The following is a 14,746-nucleotide window of genomic DNA, read 5'->3' on the forward strand; positions in this document are numbered from 1 at the left end:
ATAGCGGGGCCGTCGTCATCCAGGACGATCAGGCGCGCTCGGCGATGATCTCCTTCCACTTGGCGGGACCGGTCTGGTGCACCGAAGTGCCCTGGCTGTCCACGGCCACCGTGACCGGCATATCCTCCACCTCGAACTCGTAGATGGCTTCCATGCCCAGGTCCTCGAAACCCACCACGCGGGCTTTCTTGATCGCCTGGGCGACCAGGTAGGCGGAACCGCCCACGGCCATCAGATAGACCGCCTGGTTGTCGCGGATCGCCTCGATGGCGGCCTCGCCCCGCTCGGCCTTGCCGACCATGCCCAGCAAGCCGGTCTGCTCGAGCATGGTGCGGGTGAACTTGTCCATGCGGGTCGCCGTGGTGGGACCGGCCGGTCCGACGACCTCGTCACGCACCGGATCCACCGGGCCAACGTAGTAGATGAAGCGCCCCTTCATGTCCACCGGCAACGGCTCGCCCTTGGCGATCAAGTCGACCATCCGCTTGTGCGCCGCGTCACGACCGGTCAGCAGCTTGCCGTTGAGCAGCAGGGTGTCACCGGGTTGCCAGGTCCGCACCTCGTCCGGGGTCACGCTGTCGAGGTCGACGCGCTTGACGTTATCGCCGGCCTCGCGGGTGACCTCCGGCCAGTCCTCGAGTTTCGGCGCGGGCAATACTGCGGGACCGGAACCGTCGAGGGTGAAGTGGGCGTGACGGGTGGCAGCACAGTTGGGGATGATGGCCACCGGCTTGTTGGCGGCGTGGGTCGGGAAATCCTTGACCTTGATATCCAGCACCGTGGTCAGGCCGCCCAGCCCCTGGGCGCCGATGCCACTCCGGTTGACCTTGTCGAACAGCTCAAGGCGCAGCTCCTCGGCGCGATTGGCGGGGCCGCGGGCCTGGAGCTCCTGAATATCGATCGGATCGAGCAGCGCCTCCTTGGCGATCTCCATGGCCTTTTCGGCGGTACCGCCGATACCGATGCCAAGCATGCCCGGCGGGCACCAGCCAGCCCCCATCTTGGGTAGCTGCTCCATCACCCAGTCGACCACGCTGTCGGAGGGATTGAGCATGGCGAACTTTGACTTGGCCTCGCTGCCGCCGCCCTTGGCCGCCACATGCACCTCGACGGTGTCGCCGGGCACCAGCTTGTGGTGGATGACCGCCGGGGTGTTGTCGCCGGTGTTCTTGCGCGCGCCGTCCGGGTCGGCCAGCACCGAGGCGCGCAGCACGTTGTCGGGCAGCTGGTAGGCGCGCCGCACGCCCTCGTTGATCATGTCATCGAGGCTCATGTCGGCCTCGAAGCGCACGTTCATGCCAACGTGCACGAAGACGGTGACGATACCGGTGTCCTGGCAGATCGGCCGCTTGCCGAAGGCGCACATCCGTGAATTGATCAGGATCTGGGCGATGGCGTCCTTGGCCGCCGGGTTCTCCTCGCGCTCGTAGGCCGCCGCCATGGCGTCGATAAAATCCTTCGGGTGATAGTAGGAAATGTACTGCAGGGCATCGGCGACGCTCTGGATCAGGTCGTCCTGGCGAATCACGGTCATGGGCAAGGAGCTCCTAGGCGTTGTCGGCATCCCCGTGCCGGTGGCTGTAATGGCGTTTCGGCGGGGCTTGAACGGCGGGCATTATACCCCACCCCTCGGGTTGTCGACATTGATGTGGTCGAAGGTCTCAGATTGTGTAAGTGAATTACAGAATAGATAACGGTATAAACTATCCCCATGATCAACTCGCAGGCTGGCAGCGAGGACAGAAATAGAGCCGCCGGGACGTCACCATCACCCGCTCGATGGCCGTGCCGCAGGCGTGGCAGGGCAGGCCCTCGCGCTCGAATACGGCAAAGCGCCAGCGCCGCCGGCTGGCTCCCCGGGCACGCTCGGCGGCGGCCCAGTCGGTCCGATTGGTCACCCCGGCCTGGTCGTAGGCCTGACGTGTCACGGCCAGGATGCACGCCGCCAGGCGCGTCAGGGCGGTCTCCTCCAGGTCCCCCGGCCGAACCTTGAAGTGCAGCCCAGCGAAGAACAGGATCTCGGCACGCAGGTAGTTGCCGATCCCGGCGAACAGCGACTGGTCGAGCAGCAGGCTGCCCACGCCTCGCCGCCGGACGCTTCGCTGGAGAAGTCGCTCCACGGCCTGCTCCACCGTCACGCCATGGGTCAGCAGGTCGGGACCGAGCCGGGACAGGAAGGGATGCTCATCGAGCCTCTCCCTGGACCACAGCGAGACGTCCGAGGCGCTGTAGAGGCTTGCCGCCCTGCCCTGCGCCACCAGGCGGACACGCAGCGAACGGTGGGTGTCCGGCTCGCGGTCGGCGGCGTGCAGCTTCCAGACGCCGTAGAGCTGGTTATGGGAGTAGAGCACGCGACCGTCGTCGAAGCGGGTCAGCAGCGCCTTGCCCCAGCTGTCCACGGCCGTTACCTCGCGCCCGATCAGCGAAGCGGCCTCGCCGGCCAGGTCGGGAAAGGCGAACCAGGCGTCCTCGAGCCGCCTGCCGGCGATCTGGCGATGCACGCGGTCGGCGGCGCGACGGATCTCGGGGCCTTCGGGCATGGCGGGCGAGCGTCAGGCGGAACCCAGGAGCAACTGGCGCTCCTTGAGATCGTGAAGGCGGTCGCGCAGCCGCGCGGCTTCCTCGAACTCAAGGTTCTGCGCCGCCTCGTGCATCCCGTCCTCGGTTCGCGAGATCTCCTTGAGCAGCTCGCTCGGTGACAGCTCCGCGGGGTCGTAGAGGGCCTCACGTTCGGCCACCTTGCGTTCGCCCTTGCGCCCCTTCTTCTTCCCCGGGGCCTGGGCGGCTTCCATGATGTCGGCCACCGAGCGCGTTACCGTGGTCGGCGTGATGCCGTGGGCCGCGTTGTGGGCGATCTGTTTGTCGCGACGACGCTGGGTCTCGTCCATGGCGCGGCGCATTGAGTCGGTGATCCGGTCGGCATAGAGAATCGCCTTGCCGCGGGCGTTGCGTGCCGCACGCCCCATGGTCTGGATCAGCGAGCGCTCGTTGCGCAGGAAGCCCTCCTTGTCGGCATCGAGGATGGCCACCAGGGAGACCTCGGGGATATCCAGTCCCTCGCGCAGCAGGTTGATCCCCACCAGCACATCGAACTTGCCCAGCCGCAGGTCACGGATGATCTCCACCCGCTCGACGGTATCGATGTCCGAGTGCAGGTAGCGTACCCGCACGTCGTGCTCATCCAGGTACTCGGTGAGGTCCTCGGCCATGCGCTTGGTCAGGGTGGTGACCAGCACCCGCTCGCCCACCTCGCTGCGCAGGCGGATCTCCGAGAGCAGGTCGTCTACCTGGGTGGAGGCCGGGCGCACCTCGATCTCGGGGTCCAGCAGGCCGGTGGGGCGCACCACCTGCTCCACCACCTGGCCGGCGTGCTCGGCCTCGTAGGGCCCGGGCGTGGCCGAGACGAAGATGGTCTGCGGACAGATACGCTCCCACTCCTCAAACGTCATGGGGCGGTTGTCCAGCGCCGAGGGCAGCCGGAAGCCGTACTCCACCAGCGTCTCCTTGCGCGAACGGTCGCCCTTGTACATGCCGCCCACCTGGGGAACGCTGACGTGGCTCTCGTCGATGAACAGCAGGGCGTCACTGGGCAGGTAGTCGAAGAAGGTCGGCGGCGGCTCGCCCGGGTTGCGCCCGGAGAGGTAGCGCGAGTAGTTCTCGATGCCGTTGCAGTAGCCGAGCTCGAGCATCATCTCGATGTCGTAGAGGGTGCGCTGCTCCAGGCGCTGCGCCTCGACCAGCTTGTCATGCTTGCGCAGCCAGTCGAGTCGCTCCACCAGCTCCGCCTTGATCGCATCGATGGCGCCGAGGATGGTCTCCCGCGGCGTGACGTAGTGTGACTTGGGGTAGATGGTCATGCGCGGCACTCGGCCCCGCACTTCGCCGGTGAGCGGGTCGAAGAGGCTGATGGTGTCGATCTCGTCGTCGAAGAGCTCGACGCGTACCGCCTCGTCTTCGGCGTCGGCCGGGAAGATGTCGATGACGTCGCCGCGCACTCGGTAGGTACCGCGCTTGAAGTCCATGTCGTTGCGCGTGTACTGCAACTCCGCCAGGCGGCGCAGCAGCTGGCGCTGGTCGATCAGCTCGCCACGGGTGAAGTGCAGGCGCATCTTCAGGTACTGGTCGGGATCCCCCAGGCCGTAGATGGCCGACACCGAGACCACGATGATGGCGTCGCGGCGCTCCAGCAGCGCCTTGGTGGCCGAGAGCCGCATCTGCTCGATATGGTCGTTGATCGAGGCATCCTTCTCGATGAAGGTGTCCGACGAGGGCACGTAGGCCTCGGGCTGGTAGTAATCGTAGTAAGAGACGAAATACTCCACCGCGTTGTCGGGAAAGAATGCCTTGAACTCGCCATAGAGCTGCGCCGCCAGGGTCTTGTTAGGCGCCATGACGATGGTCGGACGCTGCAGGTTCTCGACCACGTTGGCCATGGTGAAGGTCTTGCCGGAGCCGGTCACGCCGAGCAGCGTCTGGTGCGCCAGTCCCGACTCCAGCCCCTCGACCAGGCCAATGATGGCAGAAGGTTGATCGCCGGCGGGCTGGAACTTGGACTGCAGGCGGAAGGACTTGCTCATGGCGGCTCCAATGACGGGGCGGGCGCCTGCAAGGCGCCCAGGGAGGCGGAGTCGGCCGGGGTCAGGCCTCGGCCGTGCGCTCGACGGTGCGGGTCGTCACCTCCACGGTAGAGGTAGTCATCAGCCGGTGAATCGGGCACTTGTGGCTGATTTCCTCCAGGCGGCTGCGTTGCTCGGGGTCCTCGATGCCGTGGAAGGTCATCGCCACGTCGAGCCGATAGGTGCCGTGACGCTCCTGGCTGTCGTCGCGGTTGACGGTAACGCTGATGCCGGTCAGCGGCCACTTCTTGCGCAGGGCGTACATCTGCGAGGTGATCGCCTTGCAGGCACCCAGCGAGAGATCGAAGTAGTCATGGGGATCCGGCGCAGTGCCCTCGCCGCCGTAGGCTTCGGGCACGTCGACAAACAGGTCGTCGAAGCCGTCCAATTCGACCCGCTGACGATAGATATGGTTGCGTTCACTGACGACCTCAATCGTCTTCTTCATCACGTTACCTCGATACCCAGTTTGAGAGAGTGTACCGCCTGGATCAGCGCGTCACGCCTGGCGCGCCCCTCCACCTCGGCCCCGTGGCGGCCGACCTCGACACTGTCGACGTCGTCCAGCATCATCAGGGCAGTGGTGATGCGGTTGACCTGATCGGCGTTCGCGACGCCCTGAAAGCTCAGAGACTGATGGGCCATGGGTGCTCCTGACGCGGTATGAACGAGCGAGATGGGCCGAGTCTAGCATGCCACTCCCGGCACCGGGCAGCGCTTGCAATATCGCCTCCCCGCCCGCACATCGGTCGCATGAAAATGCCTGACGCCAAACCAAAAGGAGCCCGGACATGAGGGATTGGATCACTGCTACCGGCGGTCGGCAGGAAGCCGGATACCGGGTAACCTTCAACACGCCCGATGCGCCGCGGGTCGCGCTGGACGCCAGCGCGATAACGCCCCTCGCTCACCTGGGGGTACTGGACGTCGAGGGCCCCGATGCTGAGACCTTCCTGCAGGGCCAGACCAGTGCCCAGGTCTCACTGGCCGACGGCGACCTCGCCCCGCTGACCTGCTTCTGCACGCCCAAGGGGCGGATGTTGGCCAATGCCCAGCTGCTGCGCGTCGCCCCGGCACACTACCGTCTGATCATGCATGCCAGCCTGGTGGCCTCGCTGGCCGAGCACCTTAAGAAGTTCGCCCCCTTCTACAAGGTCGAGCTGCGCGAACGCGACGACCTGGCACTATTGGGGTTGATCGGCCACGAAGCCGCGGCGCTGGCCGAGGTGCGCTTCGATGTCGTGCCGCCCCGTCCCTGGCACCAGGCGAGCAACGACACGTATCAGGTGCTCGCTCACCCGGGGCCCCGCCCGCGCCTGCTGATCTGCCTGCCCGCCGATCAGGTCGAGGTCGATTGGGCGTGGCTGAAAGAGCACACCACGCCGGTCGGCAACGCCGTATGGCGGTTGCACGACATCCAGGCGGGACTGGCCTGGCTCGATGCCGACCAGCGCGATAGCTACCTGCCGCAGATGATCAACTGGGAGGCCCTCGGCGGCATCAGCTTCAAGAAGGGCTGCTATACCGGCCAGGAAGTCGTGGCGCGCGCCCATTTCCGCGGGCAGGTCAAGAAAAGGCTGTTCCGTGCCCAACTGGAAGGCGACAGTCTCCCGGCGCCAGGCGCCTCCATCACCGATGCCAACGACAAGCCCAAGGGCGAGGTGCTCGCCGCTGAACTTGACGCGTACGGCCAGGCAGAGCTTCTCGCCGTGCTCAGCACCAAGGAGGACATCGGCCCGCTAAGCGTGAATGGCCAGGCGGTGAAGCTGCTGAAGCTGCCCTACCCCATCGAGCGTGTCGACCCGGAGGCGCTGGCATCCAGCTAGGACCTCCGACTAGGGCGGCAGGTCGAACAGTCGGCGGACAGTAGCGGTGCTGTCCGTCCCTACCTTGTCGAAATCTTCCCCTCGCAGGCTGGCCACCGCCCGACACACCTCGGCAACACATGCCGGCTCGTTGCGCTGCCCTTGATGGCCGGCCAACGGCATATCGGGGCTGTCGGTCTCCAGTACATAGCCGCCATCGGGCAAGCTCTCCACCGCCCGATGCAGGCGTTTTGCCCGATCAAAGGTCACCGCCCCGCCAAGCCCCAGCATGAAGCCCAGGTCAAGAAAATTCTTCGCCTGCTCGGGCGAGCCGGCGAAGGCGTGGATCAACCCGCCCGCGGGAAGCGCCAGCTGCCGAAGCCGCTTGGCTACCTTGTCGTTGGCATGCACGCAGTGGATCACCACCGGCATGTCGCGCGTCTTGGCCATCTTGAGCTGGGCATCGAAGAGACGCCACTGGGCATCGAGGGTCCCGGTGAAGCGAGCATCGATGCCGCACTCGCCTATAGCGACCGCCTCAGGGTGGTCGTCGAGGGCCTGCGCCAGCGCCTCGATGTCCCCCTCGCCGTGTTCCTCCATGAAGTAGGGATGCAGCCCCAGGCAGACGCTGACGTCATCGCGCTCGCCCAGCGCCAGCACATTGGGCCAGCGGGCCCGGGTGGTTCCCGGCACCACGAAATGGCGGACGTCCACTGCCCTGGCCCGATCGAACACCGCCTCGCGGTCGGCATCGAAGTCGGGGAAGTCCAGATGGCAGTGAGCATCAATCAGCATGGACACAAGCTACAAGAAGCAAGAAGCAAGGAGCAAGGGGTCCTCGTGGCTTGCTCCTTGTCGCTTGAGGCTGGCCGAAGGCCGGTGTTTCAATGCTCCCGCGTATGCTGGAAGCGGATCTCCGGCCAGCGCTCCTGGGTCATCTGCAGGTTCACGCGTGTGGGAGCGATGTAGGTCAGGTAGCCGCCACCGTCGATGGCCAGGTTGGTGCTCGCCTTGCGCTTGAACTCCTCGAGCTTCTTGGCATCGTCGCAGTAGACCCAACGGGCCGTGTTGACGTTGACTCCCTCGTAGATACAGTCGACCTTGTACTCTTCCTTGAGGCGGTGGGCGACCACGTCGAACTGCAGTGTCCCGACGGCGCCGAGAATCAGGTCGTTATTATCGAGCGGCATGAACACCTGGGTCGCGCCCTCCTCGGAGAGCTGCTGCAGGCCCTTCTGCAGCGCTTTCATCTTCAGCGGATCCTTGAGGCGCACGCGCTTGAAGAGTTCCGGGGCGAAGTGCGGAATGCCGGTGAAGCGCATGTCCTCGCCCTGAGTAAAGGTGTCACCGATCTGGATGGTGCCGTGGTTGTGCAAGCCGATAATATCGCCGGGCCAGGCCTCCTCCACATGGGAGCGGTCTGATGCCATGAAGGTCAGGGCGTCGGCGATCTTGACGTCCTTGCCGATGCGCACGTGGCGCATCTTCATGTTCTTGTCGTACTTGCCCGAGCAGACCCGCAGAAAGGCGATACGGTCGCGGTGGTTGGGATCCATATTGGCCTGGATCTTGAACACGAAGCCCGTGAAGCGCTCATCCTCGGCCTCCACCGTGCGGGTATCGGTCTCTCGCGGCTGGGGCGGCGGCGCATACTCGACGAAGCCGTCGAGCATTTCGCGCACCCCGAAATTGCCCATGGCGGTGCCGAAATATACCGGCGACAGCTCGCCCCGCAGGTAGGCCGCATGGTCGAACTCGTGGGAAGCGCCACGCACCAGTTCCACCTCCATGCGCAATTCCTCGGCCTGTTCCTCGCCGAGCACCGCGTCAACCTCGGGGTTATCGAGCCCTTCGATGCGGCGGTCATCGGGGATCTGGCTGCCCTGCCCCTGGGTATAGAGGTGGATCACGTCATTGTAGAGGTGATAGACGCCCTTGAAGTGACGACCCATGCCGATCGGCCAGGTCATGGGGGCACACTGAATGTTCAGCACTTCCTCGACCTCGTCCATCACCTCCACAGGGTCGCGGACGTCGCGGTCCATCTTGTTGATGAAGGTGAGGATCGGCGTGGTGCGCAGGCGACATACCTCCATCAGCTTGATGGTTCGTGACTCGACGCCCTTGGCGCCGTCGATCACCATCAGCGCCGAGTCCACCGCGGTGAGGGTGCGGTAGGTATCCTCGGAGAAGTCCTCGTGGCCGGGCGTATCGAGCAGATTGACGATGCGCCCGCCGTAGGGGAACTGCATCACCGAGGTGGTCACCGAGATGCCGCGCTCCTGCTCCATCTTCATCCAGTCGGAGGTGGCGTGGCGGTCGTTGCGCTTACTCTTCACCGAACCAGCCATCTGGATGGCGTTGCCGAACAGCAGCATCTTCTCGGTGATGGTGGTCTTGCCGGCGTCGGGGTGCGAGATGATCGCGAAGGTGCGTCGAAGCCCGACTTCACGGGCCAGGGTGGGGTTTGACATCAATGCGGTGCCTGGTCAGGACTCGAATGGGATCTCGAAAGGCCGCCATGATACCGCGGCAGGCCGGTGGCCTGCATCCTGCAACGCCGCGTGGCCCGTCGGCTCACTTTATGGGCGCCGGCTAGCGGGTGCTGCGCTCGATGATCTGCAGGGTCTTCTCGTCGATGCCCAAGGCACCCCAGGGGTCGTCGACTCCCGCCTCGTCCAGCCAGCGCAGCTGCAGCCGATAGGCCTCCCCCTCCAGAGGCCCCCGGTCACGGGGACCGATGTTATCAAGGTTGTGGACCTGGAAGTGGTGCACCAACTCGTGGAGCAGGTAGCTATGTCCGACGGGTGACGCGAAGTCGAAGTCGATGTCCAGGTATATGTTGCCCTCCGCGGGATCGTAGGCCCCGCTCACCCGGACGTCCAGCCTGTCGGGGAAGGCCGGGAAGCAGCGCTGTTGGAGCGCGGCCTGGCTCTCGAAGCGAACCCCCGGCAGGTCGGGTTCGCGGTACTCAGTGCTCGCCGCGAGCCAGGCGCTCTGCCCCCGGACGATCCCCGCCAGTTGCGCGGCCATGTCGTCATCGGGAGGCGACGAGACCACCGGGGCCACGGGCAGGATCAGCAACAGCGCCACCAGCCAAGGCAAGAGCGGGCGATGCCGGCAGGACGACACCCGCCACGAGGGCCTGCCCATGGCCAACTCAATGGCGTTGAGCAGGTGTGACATCTTCCACCTCTCAACCATGGGGAAAGCGGTAGCCGGTGACGGAACGTCACCGGGCAGCACCTCGTCAGTCTAGCTGTCGGGAACGGCCAGTGCCCGATGTGACGTCAGTTCATGCAACAGAAGCGTTGCGGGCCCATCGACACTCTCTGGCGCTGATCACCGCTGGGTCTGGCGGGGCAGGTGATCGAGGCGCCTCTCCGAGGTTCTTTACCGGGGCCCGTTACCAGGGCAGCGACTCGCCGTTGCTGTGCCAGAAGCCGCCGCTGGTCGACAGCGTAAGGGCCGCGATGCGCTCGGCGATGCCCTCGGCGGCCTCCTCCGGGCTGATCAGGCCGCCGAAATTGACCATGCGCGTCTGCACGTAGCCCGGATGCAACTGGGCCACGGCGATGCCCCGGGACGCAAGGTCCACCGCCAGCGACTTGCCGAAGGCGTTCAGCGCCGCCTTGGAGGCGCGGTAGCCGTAGCGACCGCCGGAGTCGTTGTCGGCAATGGAGCCCATGCGGCTGGTGATGTTGGCGACCTTGGCACCCTCGCCCAGGCAAGGTAGCAATGCCTCGGTCACCCGCAGCGGGGCATAGGCGTTGGTCTCCATCTGCGCCCGGATGGCGTCAAAGTCGAGCTCGCCCAGCGACTCGTCATGCAACATGCCGGCATTGTTGATCAGCAGGTCAAGCGACTGGTCGGCGAGCTCATCGGCAAGGCGGGCAACATCCGCCTCCCCGGTGACGTCGATACCGTCGATGACCCGGTCGGCCACCTCGGCGAGCTCATCGGAGTCGCCGCGGCAGACGCCGATCACCTTCCAGCCTGCCTGATGGTAATGGCGCGACAGCGCCAACCCGACGCCGCGATTAGCCCCGGTAATCAGTACGGTGTTAGCCATGGTCGACTCCTTCATTATGCTGGGACAAGAAAAGGGACGCTCGTGACATCTTCATGTCATGGCGTGGTAGGCAAGCAACCCCTATGGTATGCGGTGAAATATGCCCACTTTCAAGGGGCTGCACAGCCGGGCGGCCTGAGCCTGGCGCACGTGACCTACACTGCAACAAGAGCATTCTCGTCCGATGTCTCCACTACGCAAGCAACGCCACACCCCGAGACATCAGTGAGGCAGCACCGACAATGCTGTATCGCTGCCGCTGATACAGCTTGGTCCAGGAGGAAAAGCATGCAAGACATCAAACAGCGCGATGCTAGCCCAGTCGCAGAGGAAAAACCCGCCCCCGCCAGGCCCATGGCCCCCCAGCCGGACACGCCAGCATCGCCACGCTTGCCGCATCGGCACGCCTGTAGCGGGGGTGAGCGGGAGGCTCGGGGAGAGGCTGATCTCTATGCCACCACTGACCGCATCGCCCACGCCAGCCTTGGCAAACTCACCGGCGGAGTATCGCCGGTCGCCATCATGCAGGCGTTCAGCGACTGGGCCTGGCACCTGAGTCTCTCACCGGGCAAGCAGGCGGAACTGGTCGCGGCGATGGGTCGCGAGATGGGGCAGCTATGGGGATTCCTGCCGGGCTCGACGAAAGACGCGAATTGCACGCCTTGCATCGAGCCGCTCCCCGATGACGACCGCTTCGATGAGGAAGCGTGGCAGAAGTGGCCCTACAACGTCTTTTCCCAGTCCTTCTTGCTCACCCAGCGGTGGTGGAACAACGCCGCCGTAGGGGTCAATGGCGTTAACCCTCACCACGAAGACGTGGTGGCGTTCACGATTCGCCAGGTTCTCGATGCCATGGCACCCACCAACTCGCCAATCACCAACCCCCATGTCACTCAGCGCGCCCTCGAGACCGGGGGGATGAACTTCATCGACGGGTACCGGCACTTCCTCGAGGACGCTCGCCGGATGATGTCTAATGAGCCACCGGTGGGGGCCGAGAAGTTCCTCCCCGGCGAGACGGTGGCCGTGACCTCTGGCAAGGTCATCTATCGCAACCGGCTGATGGAACTCATCCAGTATTCGCCAGCCACCGACAAGGTAAAAAACGAGCCGCTGCTGATCATCCCCGCCTGGATCATGAAGTACTACATCCTGGATCTCTCGCCGCACAACTCCCTCGTGCGCTGGCTGGTGGAACAGGGCTACACCGTCTTCATGGTGTCGTGGAAGAACCCTGACGCCGAGGATCGCGACCTGGGTATGGAAGACTATCGCCGGTTGGGCATCATGGAAGCGCTCGACGTTGTCAATGCCGTCGTGCCGGACCGCAAGATTCACGGTGTGGGCTACTGCCTGGGCGGCACACTCCTGTCGATTGCGGCCGCGGCGATGGCGCGCGATGGGGACGAGCGGCTCGCCTCGCTGACGCTGTTTGCCTCGGAGACCGATTTCGAGGAGGCCGGGGAGCTTGAACTGTTCATCGACGAAAGCCAGGTAAGCTTTCTTCAGGACCTGATGTGGCACCAGGGATACCTGGACAAGTGGCAGATGCGCGGCACCTTCGTCTTTCTGCGCTCCAACGATCTTGTTTGGTCAGCCTTCGTCAAGTCCTACCTGATGGGCGAATCCCTGCCGATGTTCGACCTGATGGCCTGGAGCACTGATGCGACGCGCATGACCTTCCGCATGCACTCAGAGTATCTCGAGCGCCTCTACCTCGAGAATGCGCTGGCCGAAGGAGACTATTGCGTGGACGACTATGCCGTGACGCTACGCGATATCCAGGTGCCGGTCTTCGCAGTGGGCACGCGCAAGGATCATATCGCACCGTGGAAATCCGTTTATAAGGTTTCCCTGCTGACCAAGACCGACGTCACCTTCACTCTCACCTCCGGGGGCCACAACGCCGGGGTGGTCAGTGAGCCGGGCAAGAGCAAGCATGTCTACCAGATTGCCGACAAGGCGGCCGACGCTTCCTATGTCGCCCCCGAGACCTGGAGAGAGATGGTCCCCGAACGCCAGGGCTCATGGTGGCCGGAATGGCACCGGTGGCTGCTCGAATCGACCAGCGGCGAGACAGCGCCACCGACAATGGGTGCCCCCGCCTCCGGCTATGCGCCCCTGGAGAACGCACCGGGCCACTATGTGCTCCAGAAATAAGGAAGCGCTTTTACTGAATATCTAGGCAGGCAACGATCGTTGCCTGCCTTTTTCGGTGGCGCACAGCGGGAGATCCCGTACGCACCAGGCTGGAAGCACAAGCGGCGTTGGAGGGCAAGTGTCGTTTCGTCTTTGCTGTTCGAGACACTATCAACGACCTTGTCAAATAAAGCCGATGCTACCGAACCGGAGAATGCTATGAGCCGCTTGTATTTCTTGACCCCTGACCTCGATATCACCATCAAGATCACCAATGAGCTCGAAGAGCTCGGATTGCGAAACGATCAGGTCCACGTGACGGCCAATAACTGGAAACAGCTGGAGAAGAGTGGATTACACAGCGCCACCCTGCGCGAGACCAGCGATGTCGCCAACGCGGCGAAACGCGGCCTGATATTTGGTCTGCCACTGGGGTTGGTCCTGGGGGTCGCCGCCTACATGGCGCTCGAGAACATGATCGGCGGCATGAACTTCTGGATGATTGTCATCGGCATGACGGTATTCGGCGGCCTGTTCGGCATCTGGAGCAGCACCATGATCGGTGTGTCGGTGCCCGACGTGAAAGTCGAGAAATACAAGAATGACCTCGAGAAGGGCGCCTTGCTGATGATGGTGGATGTCCCGGACGGCCAGGAGACGGACATCAACGCGGTGATCCACCGACACCACCCCGACGTGGTCATCGACAAGGTCACCCAGGAGGAAAAGAAGCAACACGCCGGGGTCGGACACTGACGGTGATGCGACTTGTCCCTCAGACCCCGAAGGGATAGGTATCGGGGATGGCTTCAGGCTGCCAGCTCGATCCAGGTGCCAGCGGTTCGACGGCCGTGGTCTCGTCCAGGTGATAGAGCGCATCGAACTGCTCTGACAGGCAGGCCTGGAAGTAGTGGCTGCCGCGTTCCGTTTCAGGCCGATAGATCACCCCGATCGCCCGCTCCAGCAGAGGTTCCTTGAGCGGTTCGGTTCGCGCCGGCGAGAGCGGCAGATAGAAACGGTCGAGGCCGCTTCGATGAAAGAGCCGCTCGATGCTGCCCTCGAGCGAAGGACGGACCCAGCGATGCTCGGCGGGTCCCTCCCAGTCGCGAGCAGCCGTGACATGACCGGTATGGGTGGTGAATCCTACGAGCATCACCCGCTCGGCACCGAAGCGCTTTCGCGCCAGCTGACCGACGTTGTGTTGTCCCTGGCGCCAGCCCATCTCGGTGGCACGAGCGTCACCCAGGTGGGAATTATGGGCCCACACCACCACCTTGCCACTTCCCCCCTGACGCCGCAGGTGATCATGCAGTTCGGCCAGGGTCTCGGTCATATGCGCGTCGCGCAGGTTCCAGGTATCCACCCGAGCCCCGAACATGGCGCGATAATACGCTTCGGCATTGACCACCACCCGGGCATTCTGCTCGGCAAAGAACTGCTCGTCGACGGCCCGACGCCCATCCGCCTTGAGATATTCGGAGGCCCGCTCCATCAGCCGGACCTGCAAGCCTACGGCCGTGCGCTCGCAGGAAGGGCTCAAGCCGAAAGCCACGTTACGTCCATAGTGGAAGGGATCACCGCGGTGATCGAGACAGGCGTAGCCTCGGCGGGCGATCTCGGCCTGCGCGGGGTCGACGCGCTCAAGGTAATCGATCACCGCCTCGGCCGAGCGGTGCAGGCTATAGAGATCCATACCGTGGAAGCCAACCGTGTTCGCCAGAGGCTGGCCGGCGTTGTGCTGACGCAGCCAGGCGATGAAATCGCGCACCTCATGGTTGCACCACATCCAGTGGGGGAAACGCTCAAAATCCTCGAAGGCGACGTCCAGAGCATCTTCGCTCCCGCCACGCACGTAGCGGTCGAGACGTAACGCATCGGGCCAGTCAGCCTCGACCAGCACTGCCTCGAAGCCCTTCTCCTCGATCAGTCGCCGGCTGATCTCGGCTCGCAGCCGGTAGAATTCGGCCGTTCCATGCGAGGCCTCGCCGAGCAGCACGAAGGAACGCTCGGCCACCTGCTCCAGCAGCGCATCATGATCGCTTTCGCGACCGTCCAGCCGCAGACCAAACTGACGAACACAGCCCAGCGGCGTCGTCATCAGGCACCTCCTCTTC

Annotated in this window: 13 protein-coding genes; 3 read left to right on the forward strand and 10 right to left on the reverse strand. The window is 64.3% G+C overall.

Annotated features, from left to right (window positions below; all coding sequences use genetic code 11):
- Positions 1-28 precede the first annotated feature (28 nt).
- From FHR95_RS00880 to FHR95_RS00900, 5 genes are all read right to left on the reverse strand, one after another.
- Positions 29-1,534, reverse strand: coding sequence for a fumarate hydratase (locus tag FHR95_RS00880; RefSeq protein WP_040186685.1), 1,506 nt, complete (start codon positions 1,532-1,534; stop codon positions 29-31).
- Positions 1,535-1,715: 181 nt separating this feature from the next.
- Positions 1,716-2,540, reverse strand: a complete 825-nt coding sequence (nei, locus tag FHR95_RS00885) for an endonuclease VIII (RefSeq protein WP_183313013.1) — start codon at positions 2,538-2,540, stop codon at positions 1,716-1,718.
- Between the two features lie 12 nt (positions 2,541-2,552).
- Positions 2,553-4,577 (reverse strand): excinuclease ABC subunit UvrB, encoded by a 2,025-nt coding sequence (gene uvrB / locus FHR95_RS00890; RefSeq protein WP_183313014.1) that lies wholly within the window; start codon positions 4,575-4,577, stop codon positions 2,553-2,555.
- A 61-nt stretch (positions 4,578-4,638) separates the two neighbouring features.
- Entirely contained in the window at positions 4,639-5,064 is a 426-nt protein-coding gene (locus tag FHR95_RS00895; protein ID WP_183313015.1) for an OsmC family protein, read from the reverse strand.
- Positions 5,064-5,261 carry a hypothetical protein gene (locus FHR95_RS00900; RefSeq protein WP_040186678.1) on the reverse strand — a complete coding sequence of 66 codons (198 nt, stop codon included), beginning with the start codon at positions 5,259-5,261 and terminating at the stop codon, positions 5,064-5,066. The genes FHR95_RS00895 and FHR95_RS00900 overlap by 1 nt, the downstream gene beginning before the upstream one ends.
- A gap of 146 nt (positions 5,262-5,407) precedes the next feature.
- On the opposite strand from FHR95_RS00900, the gene ygfZ reads away from it, so the two are divergent.
- Complete coding sequence (gene ygfZ, locus FHR95_RS00905; RefSeq protein ID WP_183313016.1) at positions 5,408-6,442, forward strand: CAF17-like 4Fe-4S cluster assembly/insertion protein YgfZ; 1,035 nt, start codon at positions 5,408-5,410, stop codon at positions 6,440-6,442.
- 9 nt (positions 6,443-6,451) lie between these two features.
- Here ygfZ and FHR95_RS00910 read toward each other — a convergent pair whose 3' ends face one another.
- The 4 genes from FHR95_RS00910 to FHR95_RS00925 form a co-directional block, all read right to left on the reverse strand.
- A complete protein-coding gene (locus tag FHR95_RS00910; protein WP_183313017.1) occupies positions 6,452-7,216 on the reverse strand; it encodes a TatD family hydrolase in 765 nt (254 codons plus the stop codon).
- A gap of 89 nt (positions 7,217-7,305) precedes the next feature.
- Positions 7,306-8,895: a peptide chain release factor 3 gene (gene prfC, locus FHR95_RS00915; protein WP_183313018.1), complete on the reverse strand. Its 1,590-nt coding sequence runs from the start codon at positions 8,893-8,895 to the stop codon at positions 7,306-7,308.
- 121 nt (positions 8,896-9,016) lie between these two features.
- Positions 9,017-9,607, reverse strand: coding sequence for a DUF6647 family protein (locus tag FHR95_RS00920; protein ID WP_183313019.1), 591 nt, complete (start codon positions 9,605-9,607; stop codon positions 9,017-9,019).
- 220 nt (positions 9,608-9,827) lie between these two features.
- Positions 9,828-10,493 (reverse strand): SDR family oxidoreductase, encoded by a 666-nt coding sequence (locus FHR95_RS00925; protein WP_183313020.1) that lies wholly within the window; start codon positions 10,491-10,493, stop codon positions 9,828-9,830.
- Between the two features lie 288 nt (positions 10,494-10,781).
- Between FHR95_RS00925 and FHR95_RS00930 the strand changes: the two genes are divergently transcribed.
- Both FHR95_RS00930 and FHR95_RS00935 read left to right on the forward strand, forming a co-directional pair.
- Positions 10,782-12,653, forward strand: a complete 1,872-nt coding sequence (locus FHR95_RS00930; RefSeq protein WP_183313021.1) for a PHA/PHB synthase family protein — start codon at positions 10,782-10,784, stop codon at positions 12,651-12,653.
- A 198-nt stretch (positions 12,654-12,851) separates the two neighbouring features.
- Complete coding sequence (locus tag FHR95_RS00935) at positions 12,852-13,388, forward strand: cytidylyltransferase family protein (protein ID WP_183313022.1); 537 nt, start codon at positions 12,852-12,854, stop codon at positions 13,386-13,388.
- A 19-nt stretch (positions 13,389-13,407) separates the two neighbouring features.
- Here the strand turns inward: FHR95_RS00935 and FHR95_RS00940 are convergent, their stop codons facing one another.
- Entirely contained in the window at positions 13,408-14,730 is a 1,323-nt protein-coding gene (locus FHR95_RS00940; RefSeq protein WP_183313023.1) for an erythromycin esterase family protein, read from the reverse strand.
- Positions 14,731-14,746 lie beyond the last annotated feature (16 nt).

The organism is Halomonas fontilapidosi (assembly GCF_014192285.1).
Taxonomy (GTDB): domain Bacteria; phylum Pseudomonadota; class Gammaproteobacteria; order Pseudomonadales; family Halomonadaceae; genus Halomonas; species Halomonas fontilapidosi.